Source organism: Exiguobacterium sp. R-17 (assembly GCF_049913315.1).
Lineage (GTDB): Bacteria > Bacillota > Bacilli > Exiguobacteriales > Exiguobacteriaceae > Exiguobacterium_A.
The window spans coordinates 2884322-2903994 of record NZ_CP184372.1 but is presented as its reverse complement, the minus strand read 5'-3'; the positions used below and the strand labels follow the sequence as shown (position 1 = coordinate 2903994).

General features: G+C 45.8%; 19 protein-coding genes. 11 read left to right on the top strand and 8 right to left on the bottom strand.

The window, feature by feature from the left end; all coding sequences use genetic code 11:
* Positions 1 to 70: 70 nt before the first annotated feature.
* From ACN9MT_RS15230 to ACN9MT_RS15215, 4 genes are all read right to left on the bottom strand, one after another.
* Positions 71 to 523 (bottom strand): OsmC family protein, encoded by a 453-nt coding sequence (locus tag ACN9MT_RS15230; protein WP_426273526.1) that lies wholly within the window; start codon positions 521 to 523, stop codon positions 71 to 73.
* Between the two features lie 80 nt (positions 524 to 603).
* Entirely contained in the window at positions 604 to 1536 is a 933-nt protein-coding gene (locus tag ACN9MT_RS15225) for an aldo/keto reductase (RefSeq protein WP_313489545.1), read from the bottom strand.
* 13 nt (positions 1537 to 1549) lie between these two features.
* Positions 1550 to 2440 carry an aldo/keto reductase gene (locus ACN9MT_RS15220; protein WP_214856595.1) on the bottom strand — a complete coding sequence of 297 codons (891 nt, stop codon included), beginning with the start codon at positions 2438 to 2440 and terminating at the stop codon, positions 1550 to 1552.
* Between the two features lie 86 nt (positions 2441 to 2526).
* Entirely contained in the window at positions 2527 to 3012 is a 486-nt protein-coding gene (locus tag ACN9MT_RS15215) for a cupin domain-containing protein (protein WP_035411904.1), read from the bottom strand.
* A 156-nt stretch (positions 3013 to 3168) separates the two neighbouring features.
* Here ACN9MT_RS15215 and ACN9MT_RS15210 point away from each other — a divergent pair, with 156 nt between their 5' ends.
* The 3 genes from ACN9MT_RS15210 (at position 3169) to ACN9MT_RS15200 (ending at position 6010) form a co-directional block, all read left to right on the top strand.
* A complete protein-coding gene (locus ACN9MT_RS15210) occupies positions 3169 to 3450 on the top strand; it encodes a putative quinol monooxygenase (protein WP_035411908.1) in 282 nt (93 codons plus the stop codon).
* Between the two features lie 235 nt (positions 3451 to 3685).
* Positions 3686 to 5089 carry a YfcC family protein gene (locus ACN9MT_RS15205; protein ID WP_308102307.1) on the top strand — a complete coding sequence of 468 codons (1404 nt, stop codon included), beginning with the start codon at positions 3686 to 3688 and terminating at the stop codon, positions 5087 to 5089.
* A gap of 99 nt (positions 5090 to 5188) precedes the next feature.
* Complete coding sequence (locus ACN9MT_RS15200; protein ID WP_426272527.1) at positions 5189 to 6010, top strand: DUF1028 domain-containing protein; 822 nt, start codon at positions 5189 to 5191, stop codon at positions 6008 to 6010.
* A gap of 39 nt (positions 6011 to 6049) precedes the next feature.
* Here ACN9MT_RS15200 and ACN9MT_RS15195 read toward each other — a convergent pair whose 3' ends face one another.
* A complete protein-coding gene (locus tag ACN9MT_RS15195) occupies positions 6050 to 7687 on the bottom strand; it encodes a glycosyl hydrolase family 28-related protein (protein ID WP_426272526.1) in 1638 nt (545 codons plus the stop codon).
* A gap of 141 nt (positions 7688 to 7828) precedes the next feature.
* Between ACN9MT_RS15195 and ACN9MT_RS15190 the strand changes: the two genes are divergently transcribed.
* From ACN9MT_RS15190 to ACN9MT_RS15175, 4 genes are all read left to right on the top strand, one after another.
* Complete coding sequence (locus ACN9MT_RS15190) at positions 7829 to 8389, top strand: hypothetical protein (protein WP_426272525.1); 561 nt, start codon at positions 7829 to 7831, stop codon at positions 8387 to 8389.
* 256 nt (positions 8390 to 8645) lie between these two features.
* On the top strand, positions 8646 to 9152 hold the full coding sequence (locus ACN9MT_RS15185) for a hypothetical protein (RefSeq protein WP_035411922.1): 507 nt from the start codon (positions 8646 to 8648) through the stop codon (positions 9150 to 9152).
* Positions 9153 to 9407: 255 nt separating this feature from the next.
* Positions 9408 to 10391: a YhdH/YhfP family quinone oxidoreductase gene (locus ACN9MT_RS15180; RefSeq protein ID WP_426272524.1), complete on the top strand. Its 984-nt coding sequence runs from the start codon at positions 9408 to 9410 to the stop codon at positions 10389 to 10391.
* Positions 10392 to 10458: 67 nt separating this feature from the next.
* The gene (locus tag ACN9MT_RS15175; RefSeq protein ID WP_290755301.1) at positions 10459 to 11319 is read left to right on the top strand and encodes a hypothetical protein; all 861 of its coding nucleotides are present in this window, start codon (positions 10459 to 10461) and stop codon (positions 11317 to 11319) included.
* Positions 11320 to 11426: 107 nt separating this feature from the next.
* On the opposite strand, the gene ACN9MT_RS15170 is transcribed toward ACN9MT_RS15175, so the two are convergent.
* From ACN9MT_RS15170 to ACN9MT_RS15160, 3 genes are all read right to left on the bottom strand, one after another.
* Positions 11427 to 12962: a M4 family metallopeptidase gene (locus ACN9MT_RS15170; protein ID WP_329469540.1), complete on the bottom strand. Its 1536-nt coding sequence runs from the start codon at positions 12960 to 12962 to the stop codon at positions 11427 to 11429.
* Between the two features lie 173 nt (positions 12963 to 13135).
* A complete protein-coding gene (locus tag ACN9MT_RS15165) occupies positions 13136 to 13567 on the bottom strand; it encodes a GyrI-like domain-containing protein (protein WP_056064803.1) in 432 nt (143 codons plus the stop codon).
* Between the two features lie 19 nt (positions 13568 to 13586).
* A complete protein-coding gene (locus tag ACN9MT_RS15160; RefSeq protein ID WP_426272523.1) occupies positions 13587 to 15074 on the bottom strand; it encodes an HD domain-containing phosphohydrolase in 1488 nt (495 codons plus the stop codon).
* Between the two features lie 255 nt (positions 15075 to 15329).
* Between ACN9MT_RS15160 and ACN9MT_RS15155 the strand changes: the two genes are divergently transcribed.
* From ACN9MT_RS15155 to ACN9MT_RS15140, 4 genes are all read left to right on the top strand, one after another.
* Positions 15330 to 17717, top strand: coding sequence for an immune inhibitor A domain-containing protein (locus ACN9MT_RS15155; protein ID WP_426272522.1), 2388 nt, complete (start codon positions 15330 to 15332; stop codon positions 17715 to 17717).
* 274 nt (positions 17718 to 17991) lie between these two features.
* Positions 17992 to 18192, top strand: a complete 201-nt coding sequence (locus ACN9MT_RS15150; protein ID WP_023469752.1) for a cold-shock protein — start codon at positions 17992 to 17994, stop codon at positions 18190 to 18192.
* Positions 18193 to 18311: 119 nt separating this feature from the next.
* On the top strand, positions 18312 to 19277 hold the full coding sequence (locus tag ACN9MT_RS15145; protein ID WP_035411942.1) for a ring-cleaving dioxygenase: 966 nt from the start codon (positions 18312 to 18314) through the stop codon (positions 19275 to 19277).
* Between the two features lie 78 nt (positions 19278 to 19355).
* Positions 19356 to 19655 carry a DUF3817 domain-containing protein gene (locus tag ACN9MT_RS15140; RefSeq protein ID WP_035411945.1) on the top strand — a complete coding sequence of 100 codons (300 nt, stop codon included), beginning with the start codon at positions 19356 to 19358 and terminating at the stop codon, positions 19653 to 19655.
* Positions 19656 to 19673: the final 18 nt, after the last annotated feature.

The window sequence follows — 19673 nt, the reverse complement described above, 5'->3', positions numbered from 1 at the left end:
TACCAATAAGTAGATAAATAAAGTAAAAAATCATCGTTCAACTAAAAAGTTAAACGATGATTTTTGTTTGTTAATTTGAGATTCTCTCTACCACAGCATCAAGTGATACTTTGACATTACCAGCCAGTGCCCGCGTAATCATACACGAACCTTCTGCTTTTTCAGCGAGACGTTGCGCCTTCTCCACATCACGATCCGACAGATCGGCTGGTAATAAGAGTTTCGGACGATGAATGATCGCATCGTATGTGAAGACGCCGTTCGTGACATCAACGATGCCTTCAGATTCCATCGTTAAGGAGACTTTTGGGATGTTACTACGCTCAAGCATTGCGGCAAGCGTGATGATATAGCATGTAGCAGCTGCCCCAAGCAACATCTCATCTGGATTCGTGCCAACCCCTGGACCATCCATAGCGTCCGGAATTGAAATTTTTGTTTTTAACTCACCTGTCTCGATCTGACCGACATCATTGCGATTTCCCGGCCAGTCTGCAGTTAAATGAAAATGGTGCTTCATGATCAATCGCCTCCATGCCTCCATCATACGAAGTTCAGCATGATTTTTCGCCTATTCTGCTCATGTGCATAAGAAGAGAACGATCAGCTAAAAATTTGGTCGATTTTTTCGATATCCTCTTGCGACAACTGAACGTCTAACGTACGCAACGTATCTGTCACCTGATCCGGGCGTTTCGCACCAGGAATGATGGCATCGATGCCATCTTGTGCCAAATACCACGCGAGTACGACGTGTGCGACTTCCGCATCGTGTGCGTCTGCGATCGGACGCAGTTGATCGACTTTTGCGAGGTTTTGTTCAAAGACGTCTTTTTGGAACAACGGGTCGTTTTTTCGTAAATCATCAAACGTCGTCTCTTTCGTATATTTCCCTGCCAATAACCCAGCGGCGAGTGGGAAGTACGGAACGAAGGACATGCCGTTCTCAACGATGTATGGAAGTAACTCTTTTTCCGCATCCCGTTTAAACAGATTGTATTCTCCTTGATAGACGTCGACATGTCCGTCCTTGTTCGCTTCCTTCAGTTGTTCGAGTGAAAAATTCGAGACACCAATCGCGCGAATTTTTCCTTCTTTTTTCAGTTCAGCAAGTGCAGCGACGGCTTCGTCCTTCGGTGTCGACTCATCTGGGAAATGGATGTAATATAAATCGATATAGTCTGTTTTAAGACGTTTTAAACTTTCTTCGACCGATTGACGGAGAAAGTCAGGTGAGTTGTTCATGACGACGTTTCCGTCAACGAACTGATGCGCACCTTTCGTCGCGAGGACGACATCTTCTCGAGCGACCGTGTCGTGCCAGACTTCACCGACGAGTTCCTCCGAACGTTCTGGTCCGTAGATGAAAGCTGTGTCGAGGAAATTAATCCCTTGCTGTAACGCGACACGAACGAGATCGCGTCCGGCTTGCTCATCGAGATTTGGATACAAGTTGTGTCCACCGACGGCATTCGTACCGAGACCGATTGGGTGAACGAATAGATTAGATTGACCGAGTTGAACATGTTTTGTCATGAAAATGACCTCCTTAAACGATATCGAGTGGTTCTTTTTTTGTTGGTGCTGGGAACGCTTGATCAAGTGCAGCTAGCTCTTCTTTTGTTAAATTCAAAAGTGCGGCGCGACCGTTGGCTTCGACATGATGTGCTTGTCCTGCTTTAGGAATTGCGATGACGTCACCTTCACGCATCGCCCAAGCAAGTAAGATCTGTGCCGGTTCAACACCATGTGTCTCAGCGAGTTCCTCGACGGTCGGATGATTCAGGAGTTGATCACGCAGTGAACCACCTTCAGCTAGTGGGCAATACGCCATTACTGGAATACCATGTTCGCGTAGTAACGGGAGCAGTTCATACTCGATTCCGCGTGAGCCGAGGTGATAGAGTACCTGATTGACAGCACACTGATCACCGTTCGGTAATGCTAACAGTTCTTTCATGTCTGATACGTCAAAGTTCGATACACCCCAACGGCGAATCTTACCCTCTTGTTTTAAGGCTTCCAGTCCTTCAACGGTTTCCTTTAGTGGAATGTCGCCACGCCAGTGAAGAAGATAGAGATCAAGATAATCCGTACCGAGACGTTCAAGCGATTTGGAACAAGCTTTTTTTAACGCTTCCCCACCAGCGTGATGAGGATAGACTTTCGAGACAAGAAAGACTTCTTCGCGTCGATCAGCGATCGCGTCGCGAATCAATTCTTCAGAGGCGCCTTCCCCGTACATCTCTGCCGTATCGATGAGTTCCATTCCGCTGTCGAGACCGACACGGAGTGCTTCGATTTCTGCTTCGTGCTTCTCCGACTCTTCCCCCATCCGCCACGTACCTTGTCCGAGTGCGCGCACATGTGTCTGATCGGGAAACGTCACTGTTTTTTGCTTTAATGCAGCAAGTATTAGCGTCTTTTCTGTTGCGTTCATCGAATTCCTCCTTTAAGTAGAGAGACAATAGTAGGGTTTACCACGCGAACTCTGAACAAAAACGTCTTCTTCAAGAGAAAGAGACGTCACCAATGCTCAAATAAGGGACCATGATCGCCGAGGACGGGATCTTTTTTGGGACGCATTACCTGGCGGATACGCTGAAGGTTTTCCGGGCGTTCACTTGTTTGCCCGGTCAACGTATCGTAGTCTTGACCATTCGGATAGGCACCGATCACACGGAAGTGTCGACTTGTATCAAGTGCTTTGTGTCCTGTGCCTGCAGGAAGTAAGAGAACATCTCCACTCGTCAAGGTGAAGGTCTTACCGAGTGGACCACCGAGTTGGACAGTCGCATGTCCTTCGAGGATACCAATCACTTCATGGGCGATGCTATGATAATGATGAAAATCAAAAATGCCATCTACCCAGCTATTGCGCCAGTCATGTGAATGGAAAGTCTGTTCGATGCGTGACGGTTCTTCAAATGCATGCCGATAAATCAACACCGGAAAATTAGGGTTATTCGGAATATGTCCGTCATCCTCAAAGTAAAATACCTCAACACGCATCTTCGTTGCTCCCTTCTCTGATGTGGTACAAAGTAATAATTCCCTCTATAAATACCCGTAATTAAATATCATCAATCGTCCGAGCATCTTTATGGCGTAACGAATCGGGAGGTGCTACGATGCTTAAGTTAACGAAATTACAAAGGAGGCTTTCCGATGATCGCCATCGAAGCAAAGTTAGAAGTACAACCCGCAAAACGAGAAGAATTTTTAGCAGCAACTAAAACATTAGTAGAAGGATCGCGTGCTGAAGCTGGAAACATCAGCTACGATCTGTTCCAAAGTACAGAAGACGAAAATGTCTTCATGATGATTGAAAAATGGGAAGACCAAGCTGCGATCGAAGCACACAACACAAGTGCTCATTTCGGACAGTTCGTTGCATTTGCTCAAACAGCTCTTGCTAAACCACTGGACGTTCAATCATTCCAAGCATAATGAAACGAGTTAGAAGCGAATGTAACACATAAGGAAGGTATTCTAGGTTTTATGACCTAGGATATCTTTCTTTTTTGTTTTATACAACGCGCTCCTTCGCTAGTTCATCTTGATAAAGATTTGACTAAAAATGTTCCACTTTTCTTTTACAATCACATAACATTTCATTAAAACTGTTAGTTTTTCCCTGAATAGGGCATTATTCTTATAAAGACACGAAAAGGAGGCCTTTATCATGAATGAACGAACAGATGCCACACAGTCGAAGCAATCATTCTTCAAGATGCCTCATACATATGCCATCATCATGGCGATTCTCATTATTTCAGTCATCTTGACGTACACACTTCCAGCAGGACAATTCGACCGTGAAAAACAGGATGGTCAGACCGTCGTTATCGATGGTACCTATCGCGCGGTGGAGTCTGCACCTGTCAATTTCTTTGGTTTATTCGAAGCGATCCCGAAAGGAATGGAAGCAGGCGCTGCGATCATCTTTTACATTTTCTTAGTCGGTGGTGTCTTTGGCATCATTCGTCAAACGGGTGCCATCGAAGCGGGAATCAATCAATTGATTCGTCGGTTTGGTCAAAAGGGACACATCATGATTCCGATGACGATGTTCGTCTTTTCGATTGCCGGAGCAACAATCGGGATGGCAGAGGAAACAATCATCTTTGTACCGATTGGTATCATGCTCGCGCGTGCACTCGGTTATGACGCGATGACAGGAGCTGCAATCGTTAGTTTAGGAGCGGCGGTTGGTTTTGCTGGCGGGATGCTGAATCCGTTTACGGTAGGTGTTGCTCAATCGATCGCGGAAGTTCCACTCTTTAGCGGTCTTGGTTATCGAACCGCCGTTTATATCGTTTTCTTAGTCGTAACGATTCTTTATGTCATGACTTACGCACGGAAAGTCAAACAGGATCCAACGCGTAGCCTCGTTTATGATCTCGAACAACGTCGTGCGGAAGAAGCAGCAACGACGATTTCACGCTTTTCGAAACGTCATGCTTTTGTTTTACTGATTTTGATCGGTGGAATCACGCTCAACGTCATCGGAATTTTCGAGTGGGGCTGGTATTTGACGGAACTGACAGCCTCGTTCTTGATCATTGGACTGATTGCTGGGATCATCACACTCGGTGTGAACGGTACTTTTGAGAGTCTGATTGACGGGGCGAAAGCCGTGACGTTCGGTGCATTGATCGTTGGCTTTGCCCGTGCCATTGTCGTCATTCTTGAAGAAGGTCGTGTCATTGACACGGTCATTTACGGCTTATCGAATGCCGTAGGACATTTACCAACGTTCTTCGCTGTCATCGGAATGTACATCGTACAACTGATCACGAATTTCTTCATTCCATCGGGGAGCGGGCAAGCCGCGACAACGATGCCAATCATGGCACCTTTATCTGACTTACTCGGTATCGAGCGTCAAGTAGCTGTTTTAGCATTTCAATACGGAGATGGATTGACGAACATGATTTTTCCGACAAGTGCGCATTTGATGGCGTTTCTTGCGATCGCAGGTATTCCGTATGAGCAATGGTTACGTTTCGTCTGGAAACTCTTCGCGATTTGGATTGCTTTAGCATGTGCCGCCTTATTACTTGCTGTGACGCTCGGTATTCAATGAAGTCGACCTTTCGGACATCTGTCCGGAAGGTTTTTATGTTGCAGGAATCGGGAAGCGTTATCACGAACGGGTAGAGAAGTGACTAAAGGGGGAACTGAAGTGACATATTCAATCGTTGGTTATTGCGAAAAAGAACAAGCGTGGGGTGTTGCTGTCCAATCAAAATTTTTAGCTGTTGGGAGTGCTGTTCCGTTTGCGAAAGCGGGAGTAGGTGCTGTAGCGACACAATCATTTGCAAATACGACGTATGGCCCTGAAGGATTGCAGATGATCGAACAAGGCGCTTCAGCGGATGAAGTGCTCCATCGATTAACGGAAGCGGATGAAGGGCGAGCAGATCGTCAAGTCGGAATCATCGATGCGCAGGGCAAAAGTGCGACTTTTACGGGAGAGAGATGTAACGACTGGGCAGGCGGAATTGCGGGGAAACATTTTGCGGCGCAAGGGAATATTCTTGTAGATGGCAATACGGTCAAAGAGATGGCACGTGTCTTTGAATCGACGCAAGGGCCACTCGCAGAACGGTTGTTGCGTGCGTTGGCTGCGGGGCAAGCAGCAGGTGGGGACTCGCGTGGGATGCAATCAGCAGCACTGCTCGTCGTTAAGGAAAGTGGCGGGTACGGTGGATTCAACGATCGCTATATTGATCTACGTGTTGATGATCACCCGAATCCAATTGAAGAACTCGAACGTATCTATCAATTGCACACACTTTACCTACAACCGAGTAAGCCGGAAGAAATCAAGCCCATCGATGATGCGTTAGAGTCGGAGTTGATGGATAAATTATTGACACTTGGCTATCGCGGTGATTTCGAAGAAGCGCTCCGGACATATCTGCATACGGAAAACTTTGAGATGCGCGAACAAGCGGATCGTGCGATTGATACACGTGTCCTCGCATACATTCGATCCCAATGAAAACGACAGGATGGACCAAAGTCCATCCTGTCGTTTTGTTCATGCTTGCGTCGACTGAGCACGAATCGGTACTTTAAATCCGGTCGCGATGAACCGTTCCATTTCCGGTTCCGATTTAGCATTCAAGCCAACCGTCCCATCTCCTTTTAGTGCCACATTCGTTAACTTGACGCGATTGATGTCAGGACCGATCGTAATCCCGTGTTTGGCAGAATCCTCGATCCGGATATCCCGAAGGCGTACATCCTCAGCTCCATTTTCTCCACCAAAGATTTGGATATCCGTTTTCGCTTGTCGGAATCCGCTCATCTTCAACTGACTGATCGTAACGTTGCGTGCCTTATATTGTATTCCGATCATTGGCTGTTCTTGGTAGTCATAATACGGATCACCGAGCACCGTGAAATCATGAATAACGACATTACGATAAGCGGAAACGACGAGTGCGCGCGGTTTTGAATTCGCATAGAGCTCCGTATATTGAGGAGTCTGAGCAATCAAGCGTGTTGCGATGATATTGTAAGCCGTCTGAGACGTTGGATCACTTGCTTGATGATGCCCGATATGGCGAAAATTAAAGGCACGGTGGTCATCAATTGATAAATGACCAACGATTTTAACGGTTGAGGCAGCAGAAGAGGTCGCATGCGCCTTGATTTCAAGTCCACCGAAGCAACGACTTGATGCGTTATTGAATAACCAGACATCGCGTGACCCATCATCGATTTCAATCCCGTTCGAATTGGAAAAACCTTCTGCATGGGCACGTCCACTTGGGTCATGCATAAAGCAGTTCGAGATGAAGAGATGGTCACTATGATGTGTCGTGATCCCGTCGTCTCCGAACCCGTAACCGGTTAATCCATCGAACCAGATGAATGAACTACTTAAGTTCGCTCGAGCACCGTCCCCGTTGTAATTGTAATACGGTGTCGAGATATCAAAACAATGGAGTCCTGGATTGACAGCTTCGACATCAAAGACCCAACCATAAGTGACATGTGCGTATGTGAGACAACTGGAGTGATTGCCCCATGTGCTACTTTTCTTTGCGTCACCGATTCGTTTGATGTTCCAATCAAGCGTCATTTTCTCAACAAGCAGGTGATGATTGCCAAGGAGATAATTTTGGTTCGTCACAAGACGTCGTCCTTTAGGTGCGTCATCGTGCATCTTTATAATCGTTCTCCCTTTGCCAGCTCCCGTTAAAATCGTATAACTAGGTAAACGAATTCCTCGAACGATGTACGTACCGGCTGGAACATGGACTTGTCGATGTCCATCACCGAGCGCTTCGATGAACGCTTGTGTATCATCTGTCTGTCCATCACCGACCGCACCATAGGAAGTGATATCAACGATTTCGACTTCACTGATCAAACGTTCGAACTCATGATTGAGCCGCCCGAACCAACTCGGTCGAATCTCATCGTGTGGCGTTACGAAAGCTGGTGTCAGCGGTAAAATATGTTTATCACGGTTTGTCAAAAATAACGGTGAGATCATCGAACGAAGTGTTCGACTGAGGTTAGGATCACGTCGTGGTGCAATAAATGTACTATCGTGTAATAGTTGTTCTGCTTGTCGAACAGCCTGTTCGTTGCTTGATGTTTCAACGTATTCTTGAATCAGCGCCGCATTTTGATACGGATCATGCGTGTGATCGAGTTTCAACATGAAATAGTTCTCCTCTCTGAATAGGTCTGTCTACCTTTTCCCCTCTAATTGAACAATCATTCCTTGTTTCATAACATCCATAAAAATACACTAAAACTATATAATTGGATTATAATGGATTTATAAAAAGGAGGGCTTTTGATGTCACTTCGCAAACGACTCGTAATTGGTATCGGATTGATTTTGCTGATATTAGGGATCAGTAAGCCGCTGACGGAAGCGGCTTTTCAAGCATTGAAGCCACAAGCGATAAAGATGTCAGGAGTCGAAACGAACGGATCGTGTAAACCGAACTGCAAGAACAACGGCAAGCTGTTAAACATTCCATTTCTTTCGTGGTTGCCTAAAAAGCAGACGAAGAATGACGAAGATTTACGTGTTTGGGACACGAATGAAAAGCCCAAAAAGCAGAAAGACCTCAAACCGAAAAAGAATAAGCTCATCGTTGTAGGGGTTGAAAATGCTAAGCGAGGTATGAATGAAAAAGGGGAATCGTCCTCATCGATGTTACTGATGAGTCTGATTGTTCTACCTCTATTCATCATAAGCTATATCGTTTGGCGGAAACGTCGAAAGACCAAGAAACAGGATGAGGACTCGATCAGAACTGACACCCCGTTACAGTCCTTAGACAACGGCTTTGTTATAAAAGAGAACTCGATCGAGCTACCAGATGCCTGGATGCGTAAACAACTCATCTAGTTCAATCAGATACTCCCGACCCGCTTACGGCGACATGATACAGAAACACTTCAGGAATGGTGCCTGCGTATCGGATTCCAACCGTCACATGTCCTAATAAAAGCCTATCTCTTAGAACGCTATACAGACCGAGCTACTACGATATCGGAGATGGACAAGCAAACGATTCAGGGGGAATTTGGAGCCTTCGTCCATCAGTTTGATTGAAACCTTTTGAAAGGAATGACGTAAATGGAATAGGAAAGGGGAGTTGATGATGTACCTAGCAGATGCCGTGAAATTAAAGAGTATTCTGAGGAAACAGCTTGATCAGCTGATTGAAGAAATGGAGCGCGTAGCGTTCATTGATTTAGAAAAGGGAGAAGCACTCCCCGCACAACAAGGCCGGAGCTTAACCGACGTCGAAGCCGCCATGGACATCGTGCGTCATGATATGCGAGTCTTGGATCGTCTCGTCTATGCGGCGAATCTAGAAACTGTCATCGTGACGGACGAAGGAGAAATGCCGCTCGTCGAAGCAATCGAGTGGGCGACCCAATTGCGGGCAAAGGCACAAAATTATCAGATGCTCGCAAGTCGACCAAAACGCGAGTTCCAATACGGATTTGAAGGGACGACGATCATTCGTCATGCCTTATTCGATCCAGATGCCTATCGCTTAAAAGCGGAGGAAGTGGAACGGCAAGCACACAAAGTATCGAATGCGATCAATGCCGCGAACTATCAAACGACAATTGACTTTGATGGTGGACGTTATATGTAACTCCTTGACGTGGTGAGACTCCACGTCAAGGAGAGGGGACGGACCTCAATTTTCCTCTGTGGAGAAGAGATGGCGATGGCAAACCGATGACCATGAACCATTGACAGACTGACCTGTTACCTTTGACCACCTATGGAACGCTGATGTTTTTTTCCGTCCCCGCTCCCTGTCGTTTCTTTGAGAAACGGCAGGGATTTTTAGTGTGTCGATGGAAACAACAGGGTATAGAGAAGCACAAGAGAAAGGAGAGACATCATGAAACACACTTTTTCAGCATTCGTCGTACGAGAGGTGGATGGGAACTATGAAGGGAAAATCGAGACGAAACAAGTCGATGATTTACCGGAAGGAGACGTCTTAATTCGTGTCACGCATTCATGCGTCAACTATAAGGATGCTTTGTCGATGTCGGGTAATCGAGGGGTGACGAAATCCTATCCGCATACACCAGGCGTTGACGCAGCAGGATACATCGAACAAACGACAGATACACGGTTTCAAGCTGGTCAAGCGGTCGTCGTCAATGGCTTTGATTTTGGGATGAATACGTCGGGCGGATTTCAAGAATACATACGTGTACCAGCCGATTGGGTGACACCACTTCCAGAATCCATTCTTCCGTTAGAAGCGATGCAATACGGAACGGCAGGATTGACGGCGGCGCAATCAGTCGATGAACTGTCACGAATTGTTTCAAAGGAGACAGGACCCATCCTTGTGACTGGAGCGACAGGAGGTGTCGGTACGATTGCGATTGCTTTACTAATTCGATTAGGCTACACAGTACATGCCGTAACCGGGAAACGAGTAGAACAAGAACGATTACTTGAAAAAGGTGTGGCTGAGGTACTAGATCGCGCTACGTTCCTAGAAGAAACGGATCGTCCTTTAAAGAAAGGGCTTTATGCCGGTGTCATTGATACGGTAGGGGGACCATTGCTCGCGTCCGTCATTCGCTTCGTACAATATGGTGGTGTCGTCACGACGTGTGGGAACGTCGGTGGGGCAGAAATGACGTTGACAGTCTATCCCTTCATCTTACGTGGCGTCCGCTTGATTGGAATCGATGCGGTACAAACACCAATCGCCTATCGCGAAGAGCTATGGCGACGTTTAGCGAGTGACTGGCAGGTCGATCTTGCGTCAGAAGTCGATATCAAAACACTAAACGATTTACCTGAAATCGCAGAAGCCTTACTGACTTCTCGTCATCGTGGTCGAACTGTCATCGAAATTTAAATATTTCGAGTAAACATTGGTGGTATAGTGGGGAAAAACTGTGTCGACTTTTCAGGAGGAACCATACATGAGTGAACACCAACAAGAACGACAGTCTCGACAAGAACGACGGAAACAGAAACGCAATCGCCGAGGGATTGCGTTTGGTGGTATTTTAGCAACGCTATTCATCGTAGGTGGCTGGTTGTATATGTTGACGAATAACGATGCCTCTCAAGCAACATCGACGCTTGAGAAGCCGAAAACGACGGATCAAGCAACGAAAAACGAAAAGTCGAAGAAAGAGACAGCCTCGACAAAGGATCCAAAAGAAGCGAAAAAAGAGAAGAAGAAATCAAAGAAAAAGGCGGCAGAGTATGCGCAAGCAGCTTGGGTGACACGTCCGTTCGCGAACGTCTATCGCGATGCAAGCCGAAGTAGTGTCATCTATAAAGCAGATTTAGGTGATGTCTATGAGGTATTGGATGCAAAAGACGGAATGGTCCACTTGAAACTCAATGATAGTATCGAAGGGTATTTGCCTGAGACCGATGTCCGATTAGAAGCACCAAAAGGAACATCAGATAAAGCAGTCCTTACGGCACTCTCGCAAGCAGTTGCCAACCAACCGATTGATAAGCCGGAGCAGTATCTCGGAAAACCGATTGCTGACTTCGAAGCAAAATATGGTGCTGTTGGTAATACGCAACAGGACGCGGTCAATACCTATTACTTCTCGAACGCCGGATACCTGCTCGTCGTCTCGGACGGAATCATTGAAGCGATCGACTGGACGAATGCCTCAACGAACGCCTTGTCAACGCTCGGTGAACCTGTCGTCGATACGAGCTATGGGACATGGTACGAGGGAGAATCTTTACAATTGAAAGTATTCCCGGACAACGGAAAGATGCGCTTACGTCTTGCCCGTGATCCTGGACAAGACTAATGGAAAGACGGATTCGCTCCAAGCGAATCCGTCTTTTTTGCGCATAAAAAACCTCCCGAGTCCGACACTCGAGAGGAAATATGAAAATCCTTTGGGAGGAGATTTTCTTAGTAGACGCCTACAGCATCAAATGATTTCGCTGCTGCTGTTGCTTCTGCACTTGTTGAACCGTACAGGTCTTTTGCCGATTGAACGACTGCTGCGCGAAGTGCGCTGAAGTTCGAGTTCGGAGTCAAATAGACGCTAAGAGCACGGTAGTAGATTGCTCCAAGTTTCGGTACGCCGACACCTGTGACAGTCACGTTGTAATGAGTTCCACCATTACCGAGGAGGTAAGCAGCTTTGTTGACGATACCAGAGTTCGTGTGGACACCACCGTTATCTTGTGTACCTGTGTAGCGTTTTGAGTAGTGATCTGGATCGCCGTAAGCAGCTGGATTCGACATTGAACGGAGTGCATCACCGCTGACACCAGGCGTGTAGATGTCTTCTCCTACGAGCCAGTCGAAGTTCGAACCGACTGAGTATTCAGCAACCGTACCCATGATATCCGAAACAGCTTCGTTGATTGCACCTGATTCGTTTTGGTAAACGAGACCAGCTGTGTATTCTGTGACAGCGTGTGTCAATTCATGCGCTACGACGTCAAGTGCGCCTGAGAGGTATGTGAATGTTGAACCGTCTCCGTCACCGTAGACCATCTTCGTTCCATCCCAGAATGCATTGTTGTAGCTTGTTGAATAGTGGACAGATGAGTTTAAGGCAGCACCTGCGTTGTCATAACTGTTGCGACCATATGTGTTTTTGTAGAAATCATATGTTTTCGCAGCGTTGACATGTGCGCTGACAGCAGCGCGGTCATATGTCGTATTGAACTGGTTATCGAGGTCAGCCCAGAGTGTTCCTGGAAGTGTGTTCCGGTTCTTCGCATCATATGTGTAGATGCCTTTACCGCGAGTTGAATCTTGAAGATAGTAGTACGAGCCACTCTTCACTGTATTAAATGATGCGCTCGTGCCAAGAACTGTTGTTCCTGTACCGACTGCATTTGTTCCCGTAACTGTGTTGACCGGCTTCGCATGTGCTAGTTGGTCGAATTTATTAAGTACTTTACCTGAGTTTGCATCGATGAAATATGTCCAGCGTGATGGTTCTTTACCAGCGAGGACCGTCGATGTCACTTTATACGCATAGACTGCATCATTTTTAACAGGATAGATGACGAGTTCTGCTTTTGGAGCGACTTCAAATTCAGAAGCCTTGATTGCTTTTTGGTATAACTTGATTGCTTTCTTTTCAGAAAGAGTTGCTTTTTTCGCGAGACCTGGTTTTCCTTTGACGTTGATCGCATCGTTTACGATTGCTTTCAAAGTACCGTCTTTCGCGACGTTCCCGACGACGACACTACCAAAGACAGGGACGCCATCCACTTCTTGTTGGAGACGTACGATCTGCGAAGATCCGTCTTTTTCGACATTCTGAACAGCAAAGTCACCTTTTTTGTTCACGAAATCTTTAACGATCGTTGCAGCTGGTTCTGACGAAGCTTTCGTGAGTTTACCAGCTTGAAGACCTTCTGCACCTACGACCGTAGGAACGACAAGTACACTTGCGACAAGCGATGTAGCGAGAAACTTTTTCAAAATAAATCGCCTCCTTGTTTGGGTTGAGTCTAACTATGCCAAAGAATTAAGAAAGCGAGAATAAGTCATTTGAATTAAATCGAATTTTCTGAATATAGTCCGTAGTACCTGTACTGAATTATTAAGTATGAAAGATATTTCAACGCAAAAAAAGAACCATTCAAGCGAATGGTTCAACGAATCCGTTGATAGAGATGGTGGACATCGTCCCGAGTCTCATCAATCTTAAAGTCATTAGGATCAAGTTCAATCCCTTGCTTAGAGGCAAAACGTTGAATTTTTTCGAAGGACTTCCAAATTTCGATATCCGGTCCTTCATGTTTCCAAAAAACATAACGTGCAGCAGGAATACGGTGACCTTTCATTCCTTTTGGAATACCGTCGAGTGACGAGACCGGATACCCGACACATTGCGAGTATTTGGTTCCGTTTCGTTCGAGTGAGATATCGAGCGGATAGCTATCTGGTTTTGCAGGAATCTCATGTGAGCGTCTTGAAAATTCACGCCAGAGTTCCGGCATCAACGTATGCAATTCGTTTTCTTCACATGTCAGTCCAAGACCAACAAAATAAAATTCATGACGTTCCACGATTTTAGGATGCATGAGAAACTCCTTTCCATACTTACGACACGTCTTCAATCGGCGAACGTTTCAAGTCTAGAAAAAGACGCGTAAAAGTGGCGTCCCATTGTGTACCCATGCCCTCTTCTAAGATGGATAAAGCTTTTTCCACTGGCATTCCCTTACGATAAGGACGGTCAGATGTCATCGCATCGTAGGCATCAGCAATCGCCATGATCCGACCGAAGAGTGGAATGTCCTCTCCTGCGAGACCTTCCGGATACCCCTTTCCGTCATAGCGTTCGTGATGATACTTTACCCCAGGAAGAATCGGATATAACGTCTTTGGAAGCTGAACTTGCGATAGAATATGCATACCGATGACCGGGTGTTGCTGAATGATCTGAAATTCTTCGTCAGTCAGGCGACCTTCTTTTAATAACACATCGTCACGAATGCCGATTTTTCCGATATCGTGCAACAAAGCTGATTTGCGCAATAACTCGATTTGTTCGTAAGGTAGGTTGGCAGCCGTAGCGATTTCCACTGAATAAGCAGCGACACGAAGCGAGTGTCCTGCCGTATAAGGATCCCGGGCATCAAGTGTTGCGGCAAATAACGTAAACAGACTGTCCAGCAATTGCTCATTTTGTTCATCGCGTTTTTTGATTCCTTCCATCATCAGGTTAAAACCAGAGACGAGGTGCGAGAATTCATCAGAATACGGATTCGGTAACGAGACGAGACGATTGTTTTCGACATCTTGAATGCCTTGTTGAAGAATCGCAATCGGTTTTCGAATGTTCTCATAAAGAAGAAGACTACAAAACGTTGCGACGGACAAGATGACGATTAAAATAAGCGTCGACCAACTCCAATAAGAGCGGAGGCTTTCATTTTCCGTTAACTGAACGGCTGAGGCGAGCACGAACAGCATGATCGGAAAAACACCGATAATCAATGTGCTGATCAGCATTTTTTGCTTTAACGTGACGACCGTCGTTTTTCTTGGAACATCAAAGCCATGTTCGAAGGCATACTTCTCTAACGTGAGGAGCATATGCTCCGTAACGCGGTAGGTTAGAAAAAATTCAATCAGACCGTGTAAAATCGCGACGAGAACAGCACCAAAACAGGCGAGACCAATCAAGTAGTACGGCATTTTTAACCACTCTTGAGAGATTGCGAGTGCTGTCAGGAGTGATGCGGGAACTGAGAGACCTAAGAAGTGTGGTCCCATGATGCGTTGAACAGTCAGAACCGGAAAGTGATGGGTCGTTTGATAAGCCTCTTGGAAAGAGGCGAGTGAAGGAATCTCGTTTTGGAAGAAGCGTCGTAAGGCACCGATGTGCCGAGAATAAATCATATATTCGAGTAAGAACATCAGACTGACAGATAAACTCATGATACCCATTAAAATCAACTGTTCATTCCGCGTGAAAGTAAGGGTCTCAAAAATAAACAGACACCCGACGCCGAACACCGCGATAAATGAACCGAGCAGATAGTTTCTTAGTAAGTGGCGTTCAAAACGTTGTAAAGCGCTCATTGTATCCTCCCTTTAGTGAATTAGAGTGCTTTCAGCGTACCGTTTTCTAAAACGGTGGAAGGATGTTTTTTTGAAAAAAAGGTGAAAGAATCTTTTGAAAATTTTTTGAAATTAATACTTAAAAATAGGTATGGTCATAAAGCACTAATTATCTTAAAAAAGATTGATTAAGGAAGTAAAATAAACTAAGATTTGAATATTCAGAAAAGTATAGTAATCTTTTACTTTTCACTACTACATAGGGGGTCAATTCACGTGGGAAAAAAGAAACAGCTTAGCCTGGCAGTATTGTCAGGCGTGACAGCAGCTGCATTTGCTGTTGGTCCAGTTTTACCTGGTGGGCAGGTAAAAACGGTCCAAGCAGCCGAAAAAGTGACAGCTGGTGCACCAATGGATTTAAGCACAGTCGATCAAGACAGATTGTTGAAAGTCTTGGAAAAACGTGGGGTCGTTTCAAAAGCCGCTTCCGTAGAAGCGAAGCAAAAAGCAGTCCAAAAGTATCTTGACCAAAAGGCGAACGGAAAACCAGCTCCTGATCATACGCATGCATCGGGTAAAGAAGCAGCCTTCGACAAGAAAACAAAGGATTTCTTGACGAAGCAAAAGGAGAAGTTAGCAAAACAGCTGGACAAAAAGCATGATAACTACAAAAAAGGCAATCCGAACGGCTTCGTCAAAGTAGACAAAGCTAAGCAAGCAAAGTATAACGGTACGACACGGACGGACAAGGTATTGGTACTGCTTGTCGAGTACAGTGACTTCGCGCACAATAACGTCGTTCAAGAGCCAGGTTATATGTACGCTAAAGACTTTAACCAAAAGCATTATCAAGATTTGATGTTCGGGGATAAAGAATTTGAACTGTTCAATGGAGAAAAGGTTAAAACGTTCAAGCAGTATTATGAAGAACAATCGGGTGGAAGCTATTCGGTCGATGGGACGGTTTCGAACTGGTTAAAAGTTCCGGGAACAGCTAAGGATTATGGTGCTGATAGTCCAAAAGGCGGAAATGATAACTTGCCAGGAGCAAAAGGGCCGCGTGGACTCGTCAAGGATGCCTTGAATGCTGCCGTCAAGGCAGGCATCAATTTAGCTGAGTACGATCAGTTTGACCAGTATGACTTAGATGGCGACGGTAACTTAAATGAACCAGATGGTCTCGTCGATCACTTGATGATCATTCACGCAGGAACGGGGCAAGAAGCGGGTGGCGGTAAATTAGGGGATGACGCAATCTGGTCGCACCGCTGGACGCTCGATAGCGTTTATCCAGTCGAAAACACGACATCAAACGTTCCAACACGCTGGGGCGGGAAGATGGCAGCTTACGACTATACGATTCAACCTGAAGACGGCGCAGTCGGAGTCTTCGCGCACGAATTCGGACACGACCTCGGACTTCCCGATGAATACGACACGCAATACACAGGTCAAGGGGAGCCAGTCGCTTCTTGGTCCATCATGAGTGGTGGTAGCTGGAATGGTAAAATTGCCGGAACAGAGCCGACGAGCTTCTCTCCGCAAAACAAGGAATTCTTCCAGACAGTCATGGGCGGAAACTGGGCAAACATCCAAACAATCGATTTTGATTCGCTCACGAAAGCTGGAACAGCTTCGTACCTCGATCAGAGTGTCACGAAATCAAAAAATCCAGGGATCATCAAAGTCAATCTTCCACAAAAGCCAGTGAAAGGAATTGCTCCAGCGTTCGGCAAGAAGTACTACTACAGTACAAAAGGGAACGATCTTCATACATCGATGACGTCTCCTGAATTTGATCTGACGAATGCTAAACAAGCAAAATTTGACTTTAAAGCGTACTATGACGTTGAATTCAACTACGATTTCCTGACAGTCACTGCTACAGCCGATGGTCAGTCAAAAGTACTGGAAACGATCGGTAAAAAGGACACGGATGGCGATGAACGAGCCGATTCTACTAAAGGCGCATGGGTAGATAAATCATACGACCTCAGTGAATTTGCTGGTAAAAAAGTAACGCTGAAATTTGAATATGTCACTGACGCAGGACTCGCGCTTGATGGTTTCGCGCTCGATAATGCTACGCTGACAGTCGATGGTAAAGTCGTCTTTGAAGATGATGCCGAGGGAACACCTAAATTCAAATTAGATGGTTTCGTCGCATCGAACGGCTTCACGTATGCAGATAACGCGTACTACCTTGAATGGCGCAACTATGCAGGTTCGGACAAAGCGCTCGAACATGCACGAGGCGTGAAGTACAACACAGGCCTTGTCGTTTGGTATGGTGATTCTAGCTTTGACGACAACTGGGTCGGTAAGCACCCAGGTGAAGGATTCCTCGGAGTCGTTGACTCGCATCCTGAAGCAATCGTTGGAACACTTAATGGTAAGCCAGTCACGACAGGAAGCACACGTTACCAAATCGCAGATGCTGCTTTCAGTTATGATAAAGCACCTGCATGGCTCATCGATTCACCATCACGTGGACTTTACGACTATAAAGGTCTTCCAGGTGTGACGAAGTTTGATGATTCAAAATCGTATATCAACCAGTTGATTCCGGATGCAGGGAAATTGCTTCCGAACAATGGATTGAAAATTCAAGTCATCGGTGAAGCAAAAGATAACTCTGCTGGAGCAGTCTGGATCCACCGTTAAAAACAGAAGAACAGGTTCAGTTTCAGCTGAACCTGTTTTTTGTTTGAGTTACGTAGAATAAGTGGAATCAATTGGAAAAACATTGGTCTGGCAACTTGACTTTTAAAGCGCATCCATTTTATACTTACGTTAGCTTAATATTGTTATTGTCATTACGGATTCACATCGTGTCACGAACAATCTTTTCGTTGCTCCATGTATTTCGGGACAATAATGAATTCCTTTCATATGCTCAGCATATGTATTAAGTAATTTATTTTTGGAGGTTGTTCCCATGAACACAGGTAAAGTAAAATGGTTTAACGCAGAAAAAGGTTTCGGTTTCATCGAAGTTGAAGGCGGAGAAGACGTATTCGTACATTTCTCAGCAATCACTGGTGAAGGCTTCAAAACACTTGACGAAGGTCAAGAAGTTGAGTTCGAAATCACTGAAGGCGCACGTGGAGCACAAGCTGCTAACGTCGTAAAACTTTAATTTCAACTATTCAATCGTCCCTTTTCGGAGGGGCGGTTTTTTATTAGACTAATATCTTGAATTCAAGATATTAGTGCGTTATACTTCAATTACCAAATCATTTACAGGGAGTGACGAAGATGGAGCTACTTGGAATTCATCATGTATCAATCTTAACAGGCATGGCAGAGCGAAATTATCAATTTTATACGAAAGTACTCGGAATGCGTTTGATTAAAAAGACAGTCAATCAAGATGACACGACATCGTATCATTTGTTTTATGGAGATGCGGAAGGGAATCCTGGAACAGATTTGACGTTTTTCGATATTCCACATCTTGGAACGGGTGTACCAGGAGCATCGAGTATTTCTTCGACATCTCTTCGTGTCAAAACAACAGCCGCTCTTCAATTTTGGAAAAAACGGTTTGAGGAAAAGGACGTTGAGCATGACGAAATCATTGAGCGTGCTGGACGACAGACACTGGCGTTTCGTGATCAGGAAGGAACGCGTTTGATTCTTGTCGCGGAAGATGGCGAAGTAGGTGTCGCAGGCGGTGTTCCATGGCCGCAAGAAGAGATTCCTTCTGAACATGCCATCGTTGGACTTGGAGCCGTGACATTGACGGTTAACGATCCGACACTAACGGTCCGCGTGCTGACGGAAGTGATGGGTTTCCGGAACGTTGGTCGCTATCCTTCACTAGCGGGTGACTTTGCTCCAATCGAAGTCTATGCGACAGGAGAAGGGGGAATCGGAGCAGAAGTCCACGTCGAAGCGCGTCCAGACCTTGATCGGGAGCGTTTAGGTCGTGGTGGTGTGCACCATGTCGCGTTCCGTGTACCGAACAGTGAGGAGTACGAGAAGTGGGTCGAACGTCTGAATGCTTATCACTTACCGAACTCCGGTAAAGTCGATCGTCACTATTTTCAAGCCCTTTACTTCCGGGAACCGAATCATATCTTATTTGAACTCTCGACAGATACACCAGGATTTGCGACGGATGAGTCGGTTGAAACATTAGGGGAGACACTTGCGTTACCTCCGTTTCTTGAGCCAAAACGAGCTGCCATCGAAGCTCGGTTACGACCACTCGAAATCTGACAATCCTGTGACACCGGTCACAGATGGATCGTCCATCCCGTATACTAAGAGCAGGAATCAGGAAAAAGGAGTGACGGGATGTTAAGAACTACGCTTGGGCAATTCCGGATGATTGCGATATTAGAAGGAATTTCGTTTTTAGTCTTACTGTTGATTGCGATGCCGTTGAAATATATGGCGGACATTCCACAAGCAGTTTCGGTCGTTGGTGCACTTCACGGTGTCTTATTCGTCATGTACGCGATCTGGCTCGCCGTTGTGAAATTCAAATACGATTGGTCGATCATCAAGGCGGGTATTGCGTTCATCGCATCATTCATCCCGTTCGGCACGTTCATACTCGATCGGAAGTTAAAACAGGAAGCAACAAACGCGTAAATTGTGTATACTGAATAG

Bases quoted from the DNA above. Each gene is read 5' to 3' on its own strand.
- ACN9MT_RS15185 (WP_035411922.1), top strand. From the start codon at position 8,646: ATGTACCTAGCAGATGCCGTGAAATTAAAGAGTATTCTGAGGAAACAG.
- ACN9MT_RS15175 (WP_290755301.1), top strand. From the start codon at position 10,459: ATGAGTGAACACCAACAAGAACGACAGTCTCGACAAGAACGACGGAAA.
- ACN9MT_RS15195 (WP_426272526.1), bottom strand. From the start codon at position 7,687: ATGTTGAAACTCGATCACACGCATGATCCGTATCAAAATGCGGCGCTG.
- ACN9MT_RS15190 (WP_426272525.1), top strand. From the start codon at position 7,829: ATGTCACTTCGCAAACGACTCGTAATTGGTATCGGATTGATTTTGCTG.
- ACN9MT_RS15165 (WP_056064803.1), bottom strand. From the start codon at position 13,567: ATGCATCCTAAAATCGTGGAACGTCATGAATTTTATTTTGTTGGTCTT.
- ACN9MT_RS15140 (WP_035411945.1), top strand. From the start codon at position 19,356: ATGTTAAGAACTACGCTTGGGCAATTCCGGATGATTGCGATATTAGAA.
- ACN9MT_RS15160 (WP_426272523.1), bottom strand. From the start codon at position 15,074: ATGAGCGCTTTACAACGTTTTGAACGCCACTTACTAAGAAACTATCTG.
- ACN9MT_RS15180 (WP_426272524.1), top strand. From the start codon at position 9,408: ATGAAACACACTTTTTCAGCATTCGTCGTACGAGAGGTGGATGGGAAC.
- ACN9MT_RS15145 (WP_035411942.1), top strand. From the start codon at position 18,312: ATGGAGCTACTTGGAATTCATCATGTATCAATCTTAACAGGCATGGCA.
- ACN9MT_RS15220 (WP_214856595.1), bottom strand. From the start codon at position 2,440: ATGAACGCAACAGAAAAGACGCTAATACTTGCTGCATTAAAGCAAAAA.
- ACN9MT_RS15210 (WP_035411908.1), top strand. From the start codon at position 3,169: ATGATCGCCATCGAAGCAAAGTTAGAAGTACAACCCGCAAAACGAGAA.
- ACN9MT_RS15225 (WP_313489545.1), bottom strand. From the start codon at position 1,536: ATGACAAAACATGTTCAACTCGGTCAATCTAATCTATTCGTTCACCCA.
- ACN9MT_RS15215 (WP_035411904.1), bottom strand. From the start codon at position 3,012: ATGCGTGTTGAGGTATTTTACTTTGAGGATGACGGACATATTCCGAAT.
- ACN9MT_RS15205 (WP_308102307.1), top strand. From the start codon at position 3,686: ATGAATGAACGAACAGATGCCACACAGTCGAAGCAATCATTCTTCAAG.
- ACN9MT_RS15150 (WP_023469752.1), top strand. From the start codon at position 17,992: ATGAACACAGGTAAAGTAAAATGGTTTAACGCAGAAAAAGGTTTCGGT.